This is a genomic window from Streptomyces sp. bgisy027 (assembly GCF_057710365.1).
In genome coordinates, this window is the sequence record NZ_JBYIVZ010000005.1 from 101,395 (window position 1) to 120,164 (window position 18,770).

General features: G+C 72.2%; 16 protein-coding genes, 2 pseudogenes and 1 riboswitch. Of the genes and pseudogenes, 9 read left to right on the plus strand and 9 right to left on the minus strand.

The features are described from left to right. Nucleotides 1-8 precede the first annotated feature (8 nt). Entirely contained in the window at nucleotides 9-1,292 is a 1,284-nt protein-coding gene (locus tag AC3ETA_RS07170) for a D-alanyl-D-alanine carboxypeptidase family protein (protein WP_432191944.1), read from the plus strand. Here the strand turns inward: AC3ETA_RS07170 and AC3ETA_RS07175 are convergent. The 3 genes and pseudogenes from AC3ETA_RS07175 to AC3ETA_RS07185 all read right to left on the minus strand — a co-directional run. Continuing rightward, complete coding sequence (locus AC3ETA_RS07175) at nucleotides 1,240-2,337, minus strand: YihY/virulence factor BrkB family protein (protein ID WP_432191945.1); 1,098 nt, start codon at nucleotides 2,335-2,337, stop codon at nucleotides 1,240-1,242. The genes AC3ETA_RS07170 and AC3ETA_RS07175 overlap by 53 nt on opposite strands. After that, a pseudogene (locus tag AC3ETA_RS07180) lies at nucleotides 2,325-2,580 on the minus strand (GtrA family protein); the annotation flags it as partial. The pseudogene AC3ETA_RS07180 and the gene AC3ETA_RS07175, both read right to left, overlap by 13 nt. Nucleotides 2,581-2,587: 7 nt before the next feature. Then, nucleotides 2,588-2,842, minus strand: a pseudogene (locus tag AC3ETA_RS07185) (UbiA family prenyltransferase); the annotation flags it as partial. Nucleotides 2,843-3,220: 378 nt separating this feature from the next. Between AC3ETA_RS07185 and dprE1 the strand changes: the two are divergent. Together dprE1 and dprE2 are read left to right on the plus strand one after the other, a co-directional pair. Continuing rightward, complete coding sequence (gene dprE1 / locus AC3ETA_RS07190; protein WP_432191946.1) at nucleotides 3,221-4,576, plus strand: decaprenylphosphoryl-beta-D-ribose oxidase; 1,356 nt, start codon at nucleotides 3,221-3,223, stop codon at nucleotides 4,574-4,576. Between the two features lie 177 nt (nucleotides 4,577-4,753). Further along, nucleotides 4,754-5,509, plus strand: coding sequence for a decaprenylphospho-beta-D-erythro-pentofuranosid-2-ulose 2-reductase (dprE2, locus tag AC3ETA_RS07195; protein WP_432191947.1), 756 nt, complete (start codon nucleotides 4,754-4,756; stop codon nucleotides 5,507-5,509). Between the two features lie 229 nt (nucleotides 5,510-5,738). Here dprE2 and AC3ETA_RS07200 read toward each other — a convergent pair whose 3' ends face one another. Together AC3ETA_RS07200 and trpS are read right to left on the minus strand one after the other, a co-directional pair. Beyond that, nucleotides 5,739-6,320, minus strand: a complete 582-nt coding sequence (locus AC3ETA_RS07200) for a 2'-5' RNA ligase family protein (RefSeq protein ID WP_432191948.1) — start codon at nucleotides 6,318-6,320, stop codon at nucleotides 5,739-5,741. A gap of 219 nt (nucleotides 6,321-6,539) precedes the next feature. Further along, a complete protein-coding gene (gene trpS, locus AC3ETA_RS07205; RefSeq protein WP_432191949.1) occupies nucleotides 6,540-7,553 on the minus strand; it encodes a tryptophan--tRNA ligase in 1,014 nt (337 codons plus the stop codon). Nucleotides 7,554-7,642: 89 nt separating this feature from the next. Here trpS and AC3ETA_RS07210 point away from each other — a divergent pair, with 89 nt between their 5' ends. The 4 genes from AC3ETA_RS07210 (at nucleotide 7,643) to AC3ETA_RS07225 (ending at nucleotide 11,454) form a co-directional block, all read left to right on the plus strand. Next, nucleotides 7,643-8,245: an RNA polymerase sigma factor gene (locus AC3ETA_RS07210; RefSeq protein WP_432191950.1), complete on the plus strand. Its 603-nt coding sequence runs from the start codon at nucleotides 7,643-7,645 to the stop codon at nucleotides 8,243-8,245. Nucleotides 8,246-8,630: 385 nt separating this feature from the next. Further along, the gene (locus tag AC3ETA_RS07215; protein ID WP_432192083.1) at nucleotides 8,631-9,455 is read left to right on the plus strand and encodes a hypothetical protein; all 825 of its coding nucleotides are present in this window, start codon (nucleotides 8,631-8,633) and stop codon (nucleotides 9,453-9,455) included. A gap of 560 nt (nucleotides 9,456-10,015) precedes the next feature. After that, entirely contained in the window at nucleotides 10,016-10,732 is a 717-nt protein-coding gene (locus AC3ETA_RS07220) for a hypothetical protein (protein WP_432191951.1), read from the plus strand. After that, complete coding sequence (locus AC3ETA_RS07225; protein ID WP_432191952.1) at nucleotides 10,729-11,454, plus strand: hypothetical protein; 726 nt, start codon at nucleotides 10,729-10,731, stop codon at nucleotides 11,452-11,454. The genes AC3ETA_RS07220 and AC3ETA_RS07225 overlap by 4 nt, the downstream gene beginning before the upstream one ends. Nucleotides 11,455-11,474: 20 nt before the next feature. Here AC3ETA_RS07225 and AC3ETA_RS07230 read toward each other — a convergent pair whose 3' ends face one another. Continuing rightward, a complete protein-coding gene (locus tag AC3ETA_RS07230; RefSeq protein WP_432191953.1) occupies nucleotides 11,475-12,923 on the minus strand; it encodes a glycine hydroxymethyltransferase in 1,449 nt (482 codons plus the stop codon). A 31-nt stretch (nucleotides 12,924-12,954) separates the two neighbouring features. Further along, nucleotides 12,955-13,052, minus strand: a riboswitch (ZMP/ZTP riboswitch). A 162-nt stretch (nucleotides 13,053-13,214) separates the two neighbouring features. Between AC3ETA_RS07230 and rocD the strand changes: the two genes are divergently transcribed. After that, complete coding sequence (gene rocD, locus AC3ETA_RS07235) at nucleotides 13,215-14,429, plus strand: ornithine--oxo-acid transaminase (protein WP_432191954.1); 1,215 nt, start codon at nucleotides 13,215-13,217, stop codon at nucleotides 14,427-14,429. Between the two features lie 383 nt (nucleotides 14,430-14,812). Here the strand turns inward: rocD and AC3ETA_RS07240 are convergent, their stop codons facing one another. Beyond that, nucleotides 14,813-15,997 (minus strand): glutathionylspermidine synthase family protein, encoded by a 1,185-nt coding sequence (locus AC3ETA_RS07240; RefSeq protein WP_432191955.1) that lies wholly within the window; start codon nucleotides 15,995-15,997, stop codon nucleotides 14,813-14,815. A gap of 14 nt (nucleotides 15,998-16,011) precedes the next feature. Next, nucleotides 16,012-16,365 (minus strand): hypothetical protein, encoded by a 354-nt coding sequence (locus AC3ETA_RS07245; RefSeq protein ID WP_432191956.1) that lies wholly within the window; start codon nucleotides 16,363-16,365, stop codon nucleotides 16,012-16,014. Nucleotides 16,366-16,516: 151 nt separating this feature from the next. Here AC3ETA_RS07245 and AC3ETA_RS07250 point away from each other — a divergent pair, with 151 nt between their 5' ends. Next, entirely contained in the window at nucleotides 16,517-17,350 is an 834-nt protein-coding gene (locus AC3ETA_RS07250) for a hypothetical protein (RefSeq protein WP_432192084.1), read from the plus strand. A 1-nt stretch (nucleotide 17,351) separates the two neighbouring features. Here AC3ETA_RS07250 and pdxR read toward each other — a convergent pair whose 3' ends face one another. Continuing rightward, on the minus strand, nucleotides 17,352-18,740 hold the full coding sequence (gene pdxR / locus AC3ETA_RS07255) for a MocR-like pyridoxine biosynthesis transcription factor PdxR (RefSeq protein ID WP_432191957.1): 1,389 nt from the start codon (nucleotides 18,738-18,740) through the stop codon (nucleotides 17,352-17,354). Nucleotides 18,741-18,770 lie beyond the last annotated feature (30 nt).

Sequence of the window (18,770 nt, forward strand, 5' to 3'; positions counted from 1 at the left end):
TCTCCGTCGTGCCCGCACCCATGAAGACCGCCAGGCGTGCCCTGCTGGTCGCCTCCGCCGTCGTGTCGTCCCTCGCGCTGACCGCGCCCTTCTCCCACGCGGCCCCCAACCCGTCACCGAGCACGAGCCCTTCGGCCACTCCCCCGGCGGGCATGTCGACCGTGGGCGGCGAGCGGCTGGGGCGGGCCGGCACCCAGGTGAACCTCGCGAGCGGCGTCCCGGTGCTGCCCAAGGACCTCACCGCGCGCTCCTGGGTCATCGCCGACGCCGAGTCCGGCGATGTGCTCGCCGCGCACAACGCGCACTGGCGGCTCCCGCCCGCGAGCACCATGAAGATGCTGTTCGCCGACACGGTGCTGCCGAAGTTCCCCAAGAGCGTCGAGCACAAGGTCGTGCTGTCCGACCTCGCGGACGTCGGGGCGGGCTCCAGCATGGTCGGGATAAAGGAGGGCGAGACCTACAGCGTCCACGACCTGTGGCTCGGGGTCTTCCTGCGCTCCGGCAACGACGCCGTGCACGTGCTGTCGAAGATGAACGGCGGAATCGGCAACACCGTCAAGGAGATGAACGAGCACGCCGAGGAGCTCCAGGCCCTCGACACGAACGCGGTGTCCCCCGACGGCTACGACGCTCCGCACCAGGTCTCCTCCGCGTACGACCTGACTCTGATCGCCCGGTCCGGGCTCCAGAAGAAGGACTTCCGCGAGTACTGCTCGACGGTGACGGCGAAGTTCCCGGGCTCGACGTCGAAGAAGAAGGGCAAGTCCGTCCGCGAGTCCTTCGAGATCCAGAACACCAACCGGCTGCTGGCCGGCGACAGCGACATCCCCGTGTACCAGGGCATCGCGGGCGTCAAGAACGGCAACACCACGAACGCGGGAGCCACCTTCACGGGCGTGGCCGAGCGGAACGGCAAGGTACTGCTCGTCACCGTGATGAACCCGGAGAAGAGCGAGCACAACGAGGTCTACAAGGAGACCGCGCGGCTCTTCGACTGGGGCTTCCAGGCGGCCGGGAAGGTGCAGCCGGTGGGTGAGCTGGTGCCGCCGAAGAGCGCGGCGCGGGCCAGCGCGCAGCCGGGTTCGAACAGCTCCGGAGAGGCCGGTGGCACCGGGGACGCCGAGAAGTCCTCGAAGTCGGCGGTCGGCGCGTCGGCCGCGAGCGGTTCGACCGGCATCGGAGTGGCGCTCGGGATCACCGGCGGGGCGCTGGTGCTGCTCGCGGCCGGTGCGTTCCTGATCAACCGCCGCTGGCCGCTGCCCGACCTGGTGCGCCGTCGGGGTCGCTCCTGACGCCGGACTTCACGGATTCGGCAGCGGGGGCCTCGGTAGCGGCCGCCGGGCCCTCGGCAGCAGCCGCCGGGCTCTCGGCAGCAGCCGCCGGGCTCTCGGTAGTGGCCGCCGAGCCCTCGGCAGCGGCTGTCGTGTCTTCGCGCTCTGCCGCGCCCTCGTCCTCGTCCTCGGCGTCGACCTCGGCGTCGACCTCGGTCTCCTTGTTCCCCGTCGCCGTCCAGGCGGCACAGAACACCACCAGCTTCGAGGTGAAGTTGATCCACAGCAGCAGGGCGACCGGAACGCCGAACGCGCCGTACATGCTCTTCGTGGCCACGCCCTGCATATAGCCGCTGAGCAGCAGCTTCAGCAGTTCGAACCCGATCGCGCCGATCAGTGCGGCCACCACCAGCCGGCGCCGTTGCGGCTCGACGCCGGGCAGCAGGGTCAGGACGTAGAGCAGCAGCAGGAAGTTCGCGAGCACGGCGACGAGGAACGCGGCGATCTGCAGCAGGACCCCGCCCCAGCCGCCCTCCTCGATGCCCATCTGCCGGGTGATCCAGCCGACCAGGGCGGAGGCGACGGTGGACGCCGCGATCGTCACGAGCACGGCGCCGCCGAAGCCGACCAGGACGCCCGCGTCCTTGGCCTTGCGCAGGACGGGGTTCTCCTCGGGGTCGGGCAGCTCCCACACCGCGCGCAGGCACTCGCGCATGGAGGTGACCCAGCCGATGCCGGTGAACAGCAGCAGGGCGCCCGCGATGAGTCCGACCGTGCCGGCGTTCTCGACCAGGCCGCTGATGTTCAGCTGGTCGGCGATGCCGGGAACCTGGTCGGCGAGCTTGTCCTCCAGTTTGTCCTGCTGCTCCTGGCTGAGCGTCGCGGCGGCGATCGCCGCGGCCAGGGTGAGCAGCGGGAACAGCGCGATGAAGCTGGTGAAGGTCATCGCGGCGGCCAGCCGGGTCCACTTCACCCGGTCCATGCGCTCGTACGACCGCCACGCGTGCGTGGCCATCAGCCGGGTCACCGCGGACCCGACGACGGGAAGTTTCTTCAGCCAGTCCATGATCCGACTCTGCCCTCCGTAGGAAGACCAATGTCCGTGTGCCCCAAAACCGCAGGACTGTAGCCAGCACCATGCCGATTCCCGCTCCCGAGACCGTGTAGGCGAGCTGGGAGGTGAGCCCGAGGCCGTGGTGACTCACGGTGAGGCACGGCAGCTGTACGGCCGCTCCGGCGGCGTTCACCGCGAAGAGGGCGGCGCAGGGACGCAGGCCCCGCGGCAGGTGTGACGGTAGGTGGCCACCGCCAGGCCGTACATCGCCAACCAGGACGTGCTTGAGGCCGACGCGGTACGCCGGTTGCATGCCGAGGTAGGCGGTGAGCAGGGCCGTGACGAGGGGCGAGGTCAGCCGGGCCGCGGCGGCCGGTGCGAGGACGCCGAGGACGCCGAGGACGCCTCCGACCGCGTGGGCGACCGGTACGGGGACCTGTGCGGAGGCGGCCGGGCGGTGCCGCTTGGTCGGGTGGGCGCGGTCCCCGTCGGCGTCGCGGGCGTCGTTGATCAGGTAATCGCGGTGGCCGGCGGCGCGATCGCGTACGCGCCGAGCGCGCCGAAGGCGACGGCCGCGGCGGTGGCCGTGACGGTGGCGGTGGCGGAGGCCGCGTGGGAGCCGGGGAAGGAGTGCCGTCCGCGGATGCGGACCCGGGGTTCGGCATGCGGCGGGCGCGGGCGGCGCACCACCCTTTCACCCCCATGCTGACGAGGTGCGCGCCCGCGGTGAGGCTCGTGCCGCGCAGTCGTCGAGTCGGTCCATTGGACTCACTGTTCACGCCCGCCGAGCCGGAACTACGACAACATTGGGCGACATCCCACTAATCACCCATTTCGGGGAGGAGAGGAATGTTTCAGAACTGATCGCTCACATATGGACGCTACGGTCGCCGACATGCCTGCCGACACCGTCTCCGTCTCGGGATGGGGCCGCACCGCCCCCACCAACGCCCGCCTGATCCGTCCCAGGACGTACGAGGAGGCCGCGACGGCCGTCCGGGGCTGCGGGGCACGCGGGGGCATCGCGCGGGGCCTGGGACGGGCGTACGGAGACGCGGCGCAGAACGCCGGGGGCATGGTCCTGGACATGACCGGCCTGGACCGGGTGCACGCGATCGACGCCGACAACGGCATCGTGCTGTGCGACGCGGGGGTCTCCCTGCACCGGCTGATGGAGGTGCTGCTCCCGCTCGGCTGGTTCGTGCCGGTGACCCCCGGCACCCGCTACGTGACGGTCGGCGGCGCGATCGGAGCCGACATCCACGGCAAGAACCACCACGTCTCGGGTTCCTTCTCGCGCCACGTGCTGTCGATGGAACTCCTCACCGCCGACGGCGAGGTCCGCGCCGTCGGCCGGGGCACGCCCCTGTTCGACGCGACCACCGGCGGCATGGGCCTGACCGGCGTGATCCTCACCGCGACGATCCAGCTCCAGCCGGTGACCACCTCGCTGATGTCGGTCGCCACCGAGCGCGCACGCAACCTCGACGACCTGCTGGACCGCCTGACCACCGGCGACGACCACCATCGCTACTCGGTCGCCCGGATCGACCTGCTGGCCCGCGGACCGGCGATGGGCCGCGCGGTGCTCACCCGCGGCGACCACGCCCCCCTGGAGGCGCTGCGCAAGGGCACGCGCGCGTACAGGGAGCCGCTCGCCTTCCGCCCGGCCCGCCTGCCGACCCCGCCGGCAGTCCTCCCGGAGGGCCTGCTGAGCCGCCGTGGCGTGAGCTGGTTCAACGAGCTCTGGTATCGCGCGGCGCCACGCGCGCGTACCGGCGAACTCCAGCGGCTCGCCCGGTTCTTCCACCCGCTGGACGGCGTGCCCCACTGGAACCGGATCTACGGCCGGGGCGGCTTCGTGCAGTACCAGTTCGTCGTCGGGCACGGTCAGGAAGAGACCCTGCGCGGCATCGTGCGGCGCGTCTCCGAGCACCGCTGCCCGTCCTTCCTGGCGGCCCTCAAGCGCTTCGGGGACGCCGACCCCGGCTGGCTCTCCTTCCCGGTGCCCGGCTGGACGCTGGCCCTGGACGTCCCGGCCGGCCTGCCCGGGCTCGGCGCCTTCCTGGACACGCTGGACGAGGACGTGGCCGCGGCCGGCGGGCGCGTCTGCCTCGCCAAGGACTCCCGGCTGCGTCCCGAACTGCTCGCCACGATGTACCCGCGCCTGGACGAGTTCCGCGCCCTGCGCGCGGAGGTCGACCCGCGCGGGGTGTTCGTCTCGGACCTGGCCCGCCGCCTCGGCCTGTAGCCCCGGTCACCGGGCCCCTGCCTCGGTCCGCAACCCCGGCCACCGGACCCCCGCCTCGGTCCGCAACCCCGGCCACCGGACCCCCGCCTCAGCCCGCAACCCCGGCCACCGGACCCCCGCCCTCCCCCGGACTCCCGATCTCCAGGAGCTCCGGACTCTAGATCTCTAGGAGCTGTCGTGAAGGACGCCTTCGGCATCCCCCAGTCCCTGCTCGTCCTCGGCGGTACGTCCGAGATCGCGCTGGCCACCGCGCGCCGCCTGATCGCGCGCCGTACCCGCACGGTGTGGCTGGCGGGCCGCCCGTCGCCCGCCCTGGAACAGTCAGCGGCCGATCTGCGCGCCCTGGGGGCCGAGGTGCGCACGGTTGCCTTCGACGCGCTCGACCCCGAGTCCCACGAGGCGGTCCTCGGCAAGGTCTTCGCGGAGGGCGACATCGACATGGTGCTGCTCGCCTTCGGGATCCTCGGCGACCAGGCGCGCGACGAACGCGAGCCGCTGAACGCGGTGCGGGTCGCGCAGACCAACTACACGGGCGCCGTGTCCGCTGCCCTGGTCAGCGCGGGCGCGCTCCAGTCCCAGGGCCACGGCTCGCTGGTCGTCCTGTCGTCCGTCGCCGGCGAGCGGGCCCGCCGCGCCAACTTCATCTACGGCTCCAGCAAGGCCGGCCTCGACACCTTCACCCAGGGCCTGGGCGACGCGCTGCACGGCACCGGCGTCCACGTCATGGTCGTACGCCCCGGATTCGTACGCTCGAAGATGACCGCCGGCCTGGAGGAATCACCCCTCGCGACCACCCCCGAAGCGGTCGCGACGGCGATCGAACTGGGCCTGCGCCGCCGCTCGGAGACCGTCTGGGTGCCGGGCACACTCAGGGTGGTGATGTCGGCGCTGCGGCACGCGCCGAGGGGGCTGCTCCGTCGACTGCCGGTTTAGGCGCCGGAGCAACGGCCGTGGGGGCGCGGGGCTGTGGCGCCCGAGCGGCGCCCGCGCCCGCGTAGGGGTGCGGGGCCGTGTCGATGTGCGGCTCCGCCGCGTGGTCGCGTCAGCCACGACGGCGCCGCGGACGAACAGAGGCCACTTCGTGGCACCCCGTCGCGGCACACCCTGCGGCACCCCGTCGCCGCGCACCCCGCGGCACCCCGTCGCCGCGCACCCCGCGGAGCTAACTCGCCGGGATCGACCCGCGCTCCACATGCCCCGCCTGCGGCGGCACCACCGCGCCGCCGCCGAAGGCGTAGTCCCGCAGCTTGCGCCAGACGCCGTCGGCGCCCTGCTCGTAGAGGGCGAAGCCGGTGCAGGGCCACTGGGCCTCGTAGTCGGAGAGTTCCTCGAAGGCGCGGTCCATCGACTCGTCATCGATGCCGTGGGCGATCGTGACGTGCGGGTGGTACGGGAACAGCAGTTCACGTGCGACCGGGCCGGAGCCGTCGCGGACCTGCTTCTGCAACCAGGTGCAGGCCTCGGCGCCCTCGACGACCTGGACGAAGACGACCGGCGACAGCGGCCGGAAGGTCCCGGTGCCGGACAGCTTCATCGAGAACGGCCGCCCGGATGCCGCGACCTCGACGAGGTGGGCCTCGATCGCGGGCAGCAGCGTGGCGTCGACCTCTGTCGGCGGCAGCAGCGTGACGTGCGTGGGGATGCCGTGCGCCGCGGCGTCGCCGAAGCCCGCGCGCCGCTCCTGGAGCAGGCTGCCGTGAGGCTCCGGGACCGCGATCGACACGCCGATCGTTACGGTCCCCACGTCGTCTCCTGTCGTCTCTCTCGTGAGCTCGTCCCTCGCGAGAAGCTCGTCCTGGGTGAGTGAGCTCGTGCCCTGTCGGTGAGTGTGAGCGGCCGCGTGTGCGACCGCCCGGTTATCGACTGTACGGCCACGACTGTGCTGCGGGCAGGCGCAACCGTGGTGATGTGCAGCGCTGTGCGGTGGTACGGCCGTGTTCCGGCCGCCTGCCGTGGTGCGGGCTCAGTGCTTGGCGGGCAGGAAGCCCACCTTGTCGTACGCCTGGGAGAGGGTCTCCGCGGCGACGGCGCGCGCTTTCTCCGCGCCCTTGGCCAGGATCGAGTCCAGCGTCTCCGGGTCGTCCAGATACTGCTGGGTGCGCTCCCGGAAGGGCGTCACGAACTCGACCATGACCTCGGCGAGGTCCGTCTTGAGCGCACCGTAGCCCTTGCCGTCGTACTTCTGCTCCAGTTCCGCGATTCCCGTCCCCGTGAGGGTCGAGTAGATGGTGAGCAGGTTGCTGACACCGGGCTTGTTCTCGGCGTCGTAGCGGATAACGGTGTCCGTGTCGGTGACCGCGCTCTTGACCTTCTTGGCGGTCGACTTGGGCTCGTCGAGGAGGTTGATGAGGCCCTTCGGCGTGGAGGCCGACTTGCTCATCTTGATCGACGGGTCCTGAAGGTCGTAGATCTTCGCCGTCTCCTTGAGGATGTACGGCTTCGGGACGGTGAAGGTCGCGCCGAAGCGGCCGTTGAAGCGCTCGGCGAGGTCACGGGTGAGCTCGATGTGCTGGCGCTGGTCCTCGCCGACCGGGACCTCGTTGGCCTGGTACAGCAGGATGTCCGCGACCTGCAGGATCGGGTACGTGAACAGGCCGACCGACGCCCGGTCGGCGCCCTGCTTGGCGGACTTGTCCTTGAACTGGGTCATGCGGGAGGCCTCGCCGAAGCCGGTGAGGCAGTTCATGATCCAGGCGAGCTGGGCGTGCTCGGGGACGTGGCTCTGGACGAAGAGCGTGCAGCGCTCGGGGTCGAGACCGGCCGCGAGGAGCTGGGCGGCGGCGAGCCTGGTGTTGGCGCGCAGCTCGGCCGGGTCCTGCGGGATCGTGATCGCGTGCAGGTCGACGACCATGTAGAACGCGTCGTGGGTCTCCTGCAGCGCCACCCACTGGCGGACGGCGCCGAGGTAGTTGCCGAGGTGGAACGAGCCTGCGGTGGGCTGGATTCCGGAGAGCACACGGGGTCGGTCAGAGGCCATGCTCATCATTCTCTCAGGTCTCGGGGGCCGGTTCGGAACTGGTCGGAAACAGATGGGAACCGATCCGTCCCCGGCGGTGTAACAAAGGTGTGAGGACGCGGGAGGGGGGCCGCATCGTCGATGAGGCCGCGGTGATCGCACGCGTACGCGCCGGGGAGCCGGAGGCGTACGCGCAGCTGGTGCGGGCCCATACGGGCATCGCACTCAGGGCGGCCGCCGCGCTCGGGGCGGGGGCGGACGCGGAGGACGTGGTGCAGCAGGCCTTCGTCAAGGCGTACTGCTCGCTGGGCCGGTTCAAGGACGGCTCTGCGTTCAAGCCGTGGCTGCTGGCGATCGTGGCCAATGAGACGAGGAACACAGTGCGTACGGCTGCCCGCCAGCGCACGCTCGCCGGTCGCGAGGCGGCGTTCGTGGAGGCGGAACCCCTGATACCGGAATCGGCGGACCCGGCGGTCGCCGCGCTGGAGATAGAGCGCCGTGCCGCTCTCCGGGCGGCCCTGGAGAAGCTCAGCGAGGAACACCGCCTGGTCGTCACCTACCGCTATCTCCTGGAGATGGACGAGTCCGAGACGGCCCAGGCCCTGGGCTGGCCCAGGGGCACGGTGAAGTCCCGGCTGAACCGCGCACTGCGGAAGCTGGGGCGGTTGCTGCCGGAGATTCAGCCTCGGGAAGGGGGTGATGAGCATGAGTGAGGGACGGACGCCTTACGGCGACGAAGGCCAAGGGGCGCACGAGAGCGACGGGCCGCGTGCGCATGGGCGTGAGGGCGCCGGGCGTGGCGAAGGCGCCGGTGGGACACGGCGGGAAGGCCGGGGTGACGGCTGGAGTGACGGCCGGGGTGACCGCTGGGGTGACGGCTGGCGTGACGCGCGCGCCGACGTGGGCGGCCCGGGGGGCGGTGATCGTGACCGGGATGCCGGTGGCCGGAGTTCCGGTGAGCAGGGTCGGGCTGCTGGTGGCCGGGGGCCAGGAGGGCGCGGTCCGGGTGGTTTCGCGGGATGGAGGCCGGGTGATCACGGTCGCGGCTCCGAGGGACGAGGCCCCGGTGATCGTGATCGGCGTGGGGACCCGGCCCCTCTGCCGGAGGAGCTGCGGGCGCTCGGGCGTTCGCTGGATCCGCCGGGTGGGGCTGACGGCGCCGAAACGATGGTCGAGCGGGTGCTGGGGCAGCTCCTCGCCGAGCAGGTGCCCGCGCCGGTGGCCGAGCCGACCGGTACGGCCGAGCGGCTGCGGGCGGTGCGGCACTGGACGCGGATGCGGTGGCGTTCGCTGACCGCGGCGCTGTGCGGCCTGCTGACGGTGCTCGTGCTCACGCCGCCGGTGCGGGCGGCGGTCCTGGACTGGTTCGACTTCGCGGGCGTCGGGGTGCGGTACGACCCGTCGGCGGCCCCCTCCCCCGGCGCCGAGGTCCCCGGCTGCGACCACCACGTGTCGCTCGCCGAGGCCGAGCGGCGGGCCGGGTTCGCACCGCTGGTGCCGAAGGAACTCGGCGCTCCGGACGCGGTCGCGGTGACCGGCGAGCCACGGGGACGCTTCCTGGTGAGTCTGTGCTGGCACGAGGACGGCAGCACGATACGGCTGGACGAGCGCCGGGCGAGCCTGGACATCGGCTTCGCCAAGACGGTCCGCGAGCCTCCGGAGTGGATCTCGCTGGACTCCGACGCCTCGAACGGCACGGCGGCCGAGCAGGCCCTGTGGTTCGCCCGCCCGCATCTGCTGGCCTTCTGGCTGGTGGACCCGAGCGGGGAACGCTTCACCCGCGAGGAGCGGACAGCCGGTCCGACGCTGCTGTGGAGCCACGGCGCGGGGGGCGAGAGCGTGGCGCTGCGGCTGGAAGGGGTAGCGGCGAAGGAGCGGGCCCTGGCGGTTGCGCGGTCGGTGGAGCAGCCGACGGACTTCTAGTGTTCGGGACGTGCGACGGCCTGCCGCTGGCTGGTGGCGGCGCTGCTCGGCGGAGAAGCCGGGCGACCCGGCGGGCATTCGGGGGCTGTGGACGGCTTGGACGGCTTGGACGGCTTGGCCGCTTAGACGGCTGGCCGGCTTGGACGGCTTCTGAGAGGGGCCTTCAGCTGGGCCTCAGAGGGGCCTCAGAGGGGCCTCAGAGGGGCCTTCGAAGCAACCGGTGCGGGGATTTCCGTCCGGATCGTGGCCCGAGAAGCCTGGTCCGGAAATAGTGGGGCGGGATGGGAACCCAGGCGGGTCGGGCGGTGTACCAGAAGTGACACGCGGCTCGGGGACGGGCCGCACGGGGATCGCTTGGGTTGGGGGTTCGGATGTGCGGACATGGGGTCGGCCGCTGGGGACACCGGCTGTGGGGGCGTGGGATCGAGCGCTCGGGAAAGTGCTCGCGCGGAGGCGGGGGCGGACGTGGCGGCGGGGGCGGACGTGGCGGCGGGGGCGGACGTGGCGGCGGGGTCGGCTGGAGGGGCCGGTGTCGTGAACTCACGGCGCTGACAGGTGCGTTGGGGGCGGCGCTCGCGCTGCTGGTCTGGGGCGCCGCGGCCCCGGCATCGGCCGGCGGGCCGACGAGCGTGCTCCTGGTGTCGCCGGAGAGCACGGAGACGGCGTCGCTGTACTACTCCGACAAGGAGTACGGACAGCTTGAGCGGCTGCTCGGCTCAGCCGGCCCGGGCACCGGGAACAAGCCGCCGGAGGCCGCTCTGGAGGCGGCCCGCCAGATCAACGTCACCTGGATGGTCCATGACGTGTCGCCCTGGCGCCTCGACCGGGTCTATCCGGTCGACGACGGGAAGGACGTCTGGATCCACACGGCGTCCAACCTGGGCAGCACGACGAACGGCACCTGGCACCGAGCCCGCCAACCGTCCGGGCTCCGCGCTCTGCTCTCGAAGCTGGGTCTGATGGGCAAGGACTCCTCCGAGGGCGGCGCGGCGATCTTCCCGCCGGATGAGGAAGAGTCCGGGACGGGCAAGGGCGCGCAGGACTCGTCCTCCGCCGCGGACCCGACGACCTCGGCCGCGTCGGGAGCAGGCTCCGGCTCAGGGGCGGGGTCGGCATCGGCTCCGGGGTCCAGTGACGGCACCGACTGGTGGTGGGCACTCCCGGGCGCGGCGGCCGGAGCCGTGCTGGCACTCGCCCTGCGCTCCCTCACCCTGCGACTCCCCCTGGACCGCCTGCGCGGTGAGCCGGGGCCGAGGCAGGAGCTGCGGGACGTATGAGGGCCGACCTCGGCGGAAAGCTACGGCTCGCGCTGCTCGTGACGGCGTCGGCGGCACTCGCCCTGTGGGGAGCCGGGGCGACCGCCCGGGCCACCCCGGCTCAGGCACGGGACGTCCCCGATGTGGCGATGGTCGTCGCCGGCGGCACGGGCCACACGGTGGCCCTGCACTCCGGCCAGCCGGGTTTCGCCCGTCTCTGGCAGTTGTTGCAGCCGACGTACGTCGGGACGGAGCGGGTGCCGGAGAGCTGGGCGGACGGGCGTCATCCGCCGATAAGGATCACGGTGCTCTGGGGACTTACGGGCGTCGGCGGCTGGCCGCAGACGAGCCGGGCGCCGGGCGGCGACGTGGCCGTGGCGAGGCAGGACCAGCTGTTCGTGGCCGGGGACGGCACTCCCTGGGTGCGGTCGGATCTCGCGCCGGACGTGGAGGACGACGACATCCGCTGGCATCGGGCACCCCGCTCCGTCTTCGAGCGGCTGGACCTGGCGGCTCTGCTGGGCGAAACGGAGGACGAGCTCACCGGGGCTGCCGTGGGCGTGGCGGCCAAGGACCGGCCCGGAGCGGGGTTGGGTGACACCGGGTGGGCTCTGGCGGGGCTGGCCGTCGGGTTCGCGGCGGGTGTCGGCGGCACGCTGCTGATACGCCGCGCGGCGGCCCGGCCGGATGCCGGACCGCCGCGTCGGGGGCCACGCCAGGAGTTGATCGACCTGGATCTCTAGGCCGTCGGTGCTGGTGGGCGTCAGCCCAGGTCGATCTCCGGGTACAGCGGGAAGCCGGTGACGAGGTCGGTGGCGCGGCGGGCGATCTCGTCGGCGACCTTCGGGTCGAGGACGTGCTGCGCCTTGGACGGGGCGCCCTTGCTGGTGGTGCCGGCCTCGGTGGTGGTGAGGACACGGTCGATGAGGGCGGCGACCTCGTCCATCTCGGCGGTGCCCAGGCCACGGGTGGTCAGGGCGGGGGTGCCGATGCGGATGCCGGAGGTGTACCAGGCTCCGTTGGGGTCGGCCGGGATGGCGTTGCGGTTGGTGACGATGCCGGACTCGAGAAGCGCGGCCTCGGCCTGGCGGCCGGTGAGGCCGTAGGAGGAGGAGACGTCGATGAGGTTCAGGTGGTTGTCGGTGCCGCCGGTCACCAGGGTCGCGCCGCGGCGCATCAGGCCCTCGGCCAGCGCGCGGGAGTTGTCGACGATGCGCTGGGCGTAGTCCTGGAACGAGGGGCGGCGGGCCTCCGCGAGGGCGACGGCCTTGGCGGCCATGACGTGCGGGAGCGGGCCGCCGAGGACCATCGGGCAGCCCCGGTCGACCTGGTCCTTGAGGGAGTCGTCGCACAGCACCATGCCGCCGCGCGGGCCGCGCAGCGACTTGTGGGTGGTGGTGGTGACGATCTGGGCGTGCGGGACCGGGTCGAAGTCGCCGGTGAGGACCTTGCCGGCGACGAGACCCGCGAAGTGGGCCATGTCGACCATGAGCGTGGCGCCGACCTCGTCGGCGATCTCGCGCATGATCCGGAAGTTCACGAGACGGGGGTAGGCGGAGTAGCCGGCGACGATGATCAGCGGCTTGAAGTCGCGGGCCGAGGCGCGCAGCGCCTCGTAGTCGATCAGGCCCGTGGCGGGGTCGGTGCCGTAGGAGCGCTGGTCGAACATCTTGCCGGAGATGTTGGGGCGGAAGCCGTGGGTGAGGTGGCCGCCGGCGTCCAGGGACATGCCGAGCATGCGCTGGTTGCCGAAGGCGCTGCGCAGCTCGGCCCAGTCGGCCTCGGAGAGGTCGTTGACCTGGCGGACGCCTGCCTTCTCCAGGGCGGGGGCCTCGACGCGCTGGGCGAGGACGGCCCAGAAGGCGACGAGGTTGGCGTCGATGCCGGAGTGGGGCTGGACGTAGGCGTGGCGGGCGCCGAAGAGTTCGCGGGCGTGCTCGGCGGCGAGGGACTCGACGGTGTCGACGTTGCGGCAGCCGGCGTAGAAGCGGCGGCCGACGGTGCCCTCGGCGTACTTGTCGCTGAACCAGTTGCCCATCGCCAGGAGGGTGGCCGGGGAGGCGTAGTTCTCGGAGGCGATCAGCTTGAGCATCTCGCGCTGGTCGGCGACCTCCTGGCCGATGGCATCGGCCACGCGCGGCTCGACGGCGCGGATCACGTCGAGGGCGGAACGGAAGGCGGTGGACTCGGTGGAGAGGGGCTCGGCTGACATGGGGACCTCCGGACGTCGTGTGCAGCGATCACGGTACGGCCCAGGCGCACGGCACTCGGTCTGGACTTCGGTCCAGGGGCCGCTCCCCGATGGTTGGTCCATCCCAGCGCGCCAGTCACGGCCCGACGATCAGCCTACCGGGCGGGCCGGCGCGCCATGGCCGTGCGTCCACCATGCGAGCAACGATAGAAGGGGGCGGCACAGCACGCGTGAGGCAGGAAATGGACAGTGGCCGTGAGCCTCGTGACTGCCGGGACACGAGCCCTCGCGGCGGCGGAAACGGAGAGCCCCGTGACTACGTCGAGCAGCACCGCATCGCAGATCGCCGCGATCGACGCGCACAGTGCGCACAACTACCACCCGTTGCCGCTCGTGGTGGCGACGGCGGACGGGGCCTGGATGACGGACGTGGAGGGACGGCGGTATCTGGATCTGCTGGCCGGCTATTCGGCGCTCAATTTCGGGCACGGCAACCGGCGGATCCTGGCAGCGGCGAAGGCGCAGCTGGAGCGGGTGACGCTGACGTCGCGGGCGTTTCATCACGACCGGTTCGCGGCGTTCTGCGAGCAGCTCGCGCAGCTGTGCGGGATGGAGATGGTGCTGCCGATGAACACCGGCGCGGAGGCGGTGGAGACGGCCGTGAAGACGGCCCGGAAGTGGGGGTACCGGGTCAAGGGCGTGCCGGCGGAGATGGCGAAGATCGTGGTCGCGGGCAACAACTTCCACGGCCGTACGACGACGATCATCAGCTTCTCGACCGACCCGGAGGCGCGGGCGGACTTCGGTCCGTACACGCCGGGCTTCGAGATCGTGCCGTACGGGGACCTGACGGCGATGCGGCAGGCGTTGACGGAGAACACGGTGGCGGTGCTGCTGGAGCCGATCCAGGGCGAGGCGGGGGTGCTCATGCCTCCGGCGGGCTATCTGCCGGCGGTGCGGGAGCTGGCGCGGGAGCGGAACGTGCTGTTCGTGGCGGACGAGATCCAGTCGGGGCTGGGCCGTACGGGGCGCACGTTCGCGTGCGAGCACGAGGGGGTCGTGCCGGACATGTATGTGCTGGGCAAGGCGCTCGGGGGCGGGGTCGTGCCGGTGTCGGCGGTGGTGTCGTCGGCCGAGGTGCTGGGGGTGTTCCGGCCCGGGGAGCACGGGTCGACGTTCGGTGGGAATCCGCTGGCGTGTGCGGTGGCGCTGGAGGTGATCGCGATGCTTCGGACGGGCGAGTTCCAGGCGCGGGCGGCCGAGCTGGGGAGTCATCTGCACCGGGAGCTGGGCCTGTTGACGGGGACGGGCCGGGTGACGGAGGTGCGAGGGCGCGGGCTGTGGGCGGGTGTCGACATCGCGCGGGCGTACGGCACGGGGCGGGAGGTCAGCGAGAAGCTGATGGACCGGGGTGTGCTCGTGAAGGACACACATGGAGTGACCGTCCGGATCGCGCCGCCCCTGGTGATCGGGAAGGAGGATCTGGACTGGGGACTCGCCCAGTTGCGGGACGTGCTCGGGGTGTGAGTGCGCCGTCGGGTGGGGGCGGCTGTCAGGGGAGGTGGTCACCGGGCAGCAGTCGGCCGTGCTCGTCGCGCCGGTTCGGATCGGGACTGTTGTCCCTGGTCCGTCCAGGGCCGGGAGTTCGCGCATCTGGGGCGGTTCACGGGGCGCTATCGGCGGGTGTACGGGGAGACGCCGTCACAGACGTTGCGGCGGAGTCCGGGCTATCCGCGAAAGGGTGCGGTTCCCGCCGTAAGCGGACAGCTGGGTGGTGGGTGCCGGCGCGATGCCGGAGGCATGCCGCCCGGGTCGTGGACGGTGGTCCGGGGGGACCGAGCCGGGCGGCAGCACCGGCGGCACCTGCCGTATCCGCCAGAACCCGCCCGGCGCTCGGTCGGTTGCTGCCTTCAGAGGATGACGTGCGGCAGGAAGCGGGCGTACTCGTCGGTGATCAGGCCGGAGGACTCGCGGATGCCCAGGCCCGCCGCTTCGTCCTCGACGACCCACGCGCCGAGGACGACGTGGTTGCCGTCGAAGGCGGGCAGCGGGGCCAACTGCTGGTAGCAGCAGGGTTCGTCGCGGACGACGGCCTCGGTGCCGGGTTCGTGGATGGTCACGCCCGCGCCCTCGCGGCCCAGCAGGGGCTTGGCGACATGGCCGGTGGTGTCCGCCAGCTCCCGCGGGCCGTCGAGGTGGGCGGGGAGCAGGTTCGGGTGGTCCGGGAACAGCTCCCAGAGGATGGCGAGAAGAGCCTTGTTGCTGAGGAGCATCTTCCAGGCCGGCTCGATCCACAGGGTCGTCCCGGTGCCGCCGCCGTTGTCGAGGGTGTCCAGGACGTGGTCGGCGAAGCGGTCGGTGGTGAGCCACTCCCAGGGGTAGAGCTTGAAGCAGCTGCGGATGAAGCGGAGTCGGCTGTCCACGAAACGGCCGGAGAGGCGGTCCCAGCCGATCTCCTCCATGGAGATCCAGCCGGTGTCCAGGCCCGCCTGCTCTGCGGTCTCCTTCAGATAGGCGACCGTCATCATGTCCTCGCCGAGCTCGTCGGCCGAGGAGTACGCGAAGTGCAGCGGGGCGCCCGGCGGGAGCAGGGCCGCCTGCTTCTTCCAGGCGGCGACGAGGCGTTCGTGCAGGGAGTTCCACTGGTCGGCGCCGGGGAAGCGGTCCTCCATCCAGAACCACTGGGGCGAGGCGGCCTCGACCAGGGAGGTGGGGGTGTCGGCGTTGTACTCCAGGAGCCTGGCCGGGCCGGTGCCGTCGTAGTGGAGGTCGAAGCGGCCGTAGACGGAGGGGAGTTCGGCGCGGCGGTGCCAGGACTCGGCGACCGCGTCCGCGATGCGCGGGTCGGTGATGCCGAGGTCGGCGAAGCGGTCGGCGGAGACGATGTGGTCGGCCGCGGCGAGGCACATGCGGTGCAGTTCCTCGACGGTCTCCTCCAGCGCCTCGACCTCGGGGAGGGAGAACACGTAGTAGGCGCTCTCGTCCCAGTAGGGGCGCAGGGAGTCGTCCGGGTGGCGGGTGAGGGGGTAGATGAGCCCCTGCTCCTCGACGGTCTGCTGCCAGTCGGGGCGGGGTTCGATCGTGCGGCGCTCCATGTCGTGGGTCCCGCTCAGCCGCCGCCGCTGCCGGAGCCCGAGCAGCCGAAGCCCCCTCGGTCGACCGCCTCGCTGCGGCTGAAGGTGCCGTAGTCGGCGCGGCCGCCGTCGACGTCGGAGTCGTAGTACCAGGCGGCGTCGGAGCTGCGGGTCTTCTTCTTGCCGCCCTTGCCGTACGAGGAGCCGGAGCCGCCGGCGGACTTGCAGTTCTTGTCCGCGACGACCTTGTAGCCCTCGTAGGTGTGGCTGTCGCGGTCGACGCAGCGGCGGTCGGGGTCGGAGCTGCACGAGGTGAGGGCTGCCGCGATGACTCCCATGCCGCCGAGTACGACCGTGCTGGAGCGCAGTCTGCGTCGTGTTTCCGCCATGTCTGTGTCTCCCCCGGTGTTCTTGATGTGCGGGTTGCCGGACTGGTTGTCCGTGGTTCGTCAGGCGGACAGCCTAGAGATCGGTGCGGGTGACACTGTCGGCGGGGCTGTGGATCTTCCGCTCACTTACAGTCGCTTTGTGCTGTTGGGGATGTTGTGTGCGCTGGCTGCGGCGGTCTGTTTCGGTACGGCGACCGTGTTGCAGGCGATGGCCGCGCGGACGGCGAGTGCGCAGGGGGGTCGGGGCGGCGAGGCGGGGGTGCTGCTGCGGGCGCTGCGGCAGTGGCGATATCTGGCCGGGCTCGGGCTGGACGGGCTGGGGTTCGTGTTCCAGGTCCTCGCCCTGCGGTCGATTCCCATCTACGCCGTCGGGGCGGCGCTGGCGTCCGCTCTCGCGGTGACGGCGGTGGTCGCTGCGCGGTTGCTGCGGGTGCGGTTGCGGCGGGCCGAGTGGGGTGCGGTGGGCGTGGTGTGTGCCGGGTTGGCGATGCTCGGCCTCTCGGCGGGGACGGAGGGGGACACCGGCGGGTCGGACGCGCTCGAGTTCTCGATGCTCGGGGTGGCGCTGACCGTGCTGGGGGTGGGGCTGGCGGGTGGGCGGCTGCCGGAGCGGGGGCGGGGGCTGGTGCTCGGGCTGGCGGCCGGGTTCGGGTTCGGGGTGGTGGAGGTGTCGGTACGGCTGATCGATTCGTTCGAGGTGCCGGAGTTGTTGGCGAATCCGGCGACGTACGCGTTGCTGGTGGGAGGCGGAGCGGCGTTTCTGGCGCTGACTTCGGCGTTGCAGCGGGGGTCTGTGACCGTGGCCACGGCGGCGATGGTGATCGGGGAGACGGTGGGGCCGGCGGTGGTGGGGGTGGTGTGGCTGGGGGATCGGACGCGGGAGGGGCTGGCCTGGCTGGCCGTGCTGGGGTTCGTGGTGTCGGTGGCGGGCGCGCTGGCGCTGGCCCGGTTCGGGGAGGCGCCGGGAGAGGACGGGGGAGCCTGAGTCAGGGCAGCACCCTGCACAGTGCCTCCAACGCCCCCGCCCACGCATGATCCGGCGGCGTCCCGTACCCCACGACCAGGGCGTCCAGGGGGTCCGTGGTCGCTTGCTCGTGGCGGTAGGCCGTCAGGCCGTGGAGGGCCAGGCCCTGCCAGGTCGCGGCCTGGAGTACGGAGCGTTCCGTGCCGGGTGGGAGGCGTAGGACCGCGTGGAGGCCGGCGGCGATGCCGGTGACCCTGAGGTGGGGAGCGTGCGCGGACAGGGCTCGGACCAGGGCGTCGCGGCGGCGCCGGTAGCGCAGGCGGGCGGCGCGGACGTGGCGGTCGTAGGCGCCGGACGTGAGGAACTCGGCCAGGGTCAGCTGGTCCAGGACGCCGCAGGTGTCCGAGCCGCCCTTCGCCGCGGTCACCTCGTCGACCAGTGCAGGGGGCAGGACCATCCAGGCCAGGCGCAGGCCGGGGGCGAGGGACTTGCTGGCGGTGCCGAGGTGGACGACGTTGTCGGGGTCCAGGCCCTGGAGCGCGCCGACCGGCTGGCGGTCGTAGCGGAACTCGCCGTCGTAGTCGTCCTCCAGGACCAGTCCGCCGGTGCGGCGTGCCCAGTCCACCACGGTCGCGCGGCGGTCGCGGTGCAGGGGCACGCCCATCGGGAACTGGTGGGCGGGGGTGAGGAGCACGGCCCCCTCCGAGGTCAGCTCCGCCGGGTTCGTGCCCAGTTCGTCGCAGGGGAGGGGGTGCGTGGTCAGGCCGGCCGTCGTGAGCTGGTTCCAGTGCGGGGGCAGGCCGTACGACTCCACCGCCACCGTCCGCAGGCCGCGTGCCCGCAGCACCCTGCCGAGCAGTTGGAGGCCGTGCACGAAACCGGAGCACACCACGACGCGGCCCGGGTCGGCGCGCACGCCCCGTGTGCGGGCGAGGTAGCCGGCGAGGGCGGCGCGCAGTTCGGCGTGGCCGCGCGGGTCGCCGTAGCCGAGGGACCGGTTCGGGGCGGCCAGGAAGGCGCGGCGGGCTGCCCTGAGCCACTCCGCGCGGGGGAAGGCCGCCAGGTCGGGGGTGCCGGGGACCAGGTCGTAGGCGGGGCGGGGGCGCTCGGGGCGGGGTGCGGCGGCCGGGCCCTTCGGCGGGGTCACCGTGCGGTCGGCGACCCGGGTGCCCGAGCCCTGGCGGGCGGTGAGCCAGCCCTCGGCGACGAGTTCGGCGTAGGCCTCGGCGACGGTGTTGCGGGCGATGCCGAGGTCGGCGGCGAGGGAGCGGGAGGACGGCAGGCGGGTGCCGGGGGCGAGGCGTGCGGTGCGCACCGCCTCGCGCAGGGCGTCGGTCAGGCCCCGGCGCAGGCCGGGTCCCGCCGGTTCCAGATGGAGGTCGACGCCGAAAGTGGCCCAAGGTTCTGCCATGGAAGTGGACCATACTCCTGGGCTGCTTCG

Bases quoted from the DNA above. Each gene is read 5' to 3' on its own strand.
- trpS (WP_432191949.1), bottom strand. From the start codon at position 7,553: ATGGCCTCTGACCGACCCCGTGTGCTCTCCGGAATCCAGCCCACCGCA.
- AC3ETA_RS07250 (WP_432192084.1), top strand. From the start codon at position 16,517: ATGTTGTGTGCGCTGGCTGCGGCGGTCTGTTTCGGTACGGCGACCGTG.
- AC3ETA_RS07175 (WP_432191945.1), bottom strand. From the start codon at position 2,337: ATGGACTGGCTGAAGAAACTTCCCGTCGTCGGGTCCGCGGTGACCCGG.
- dprE1 (WP_432191946.1), top strand. From the start codon at position 3,221: ATGCCTGCCGACACCGTCTCCGTCTCGGGATGGGGCCGCACCGCCCCC.
- AC3ETA_RS07230 (WP_432191953.1), bottom strand. From the start codon at position 12,923: ATGTCAGCCGAGCCCCTCTCCACCGAGTCCACCGCCTTCCGTTCCGCC.
- AC3ETA_RS07245 (WP_432191956.1), bottom strand. From the start codon at position 16,365: ATGGCGGAAACACGACGCAGACTGCGCTCCAGCACGGTCGTACTCGGC.
- pdxR (WP_432191957.1), bottom strand. From the start codon at position 18,740: ATGGCAGAACCTTGGGCCACTTTCGGCGTCGACCTCCATCTGGAACCG.
- AC3ETA_RS07240 (WP_432191955.1), bottom strand. From the start codon at position 15,997: ATGGAGCGCCGCACGATCGAACCCCGCCCCGACTGGCAGCAGACCGTC.
- AC3ETA_RS07225 (WP_432191952.1), top strand. From the start codon at position 10,729: ATGAGGGCCGACCTCGGCGGAAAGCTACGGCTCGCGCTGCTCGTGACG.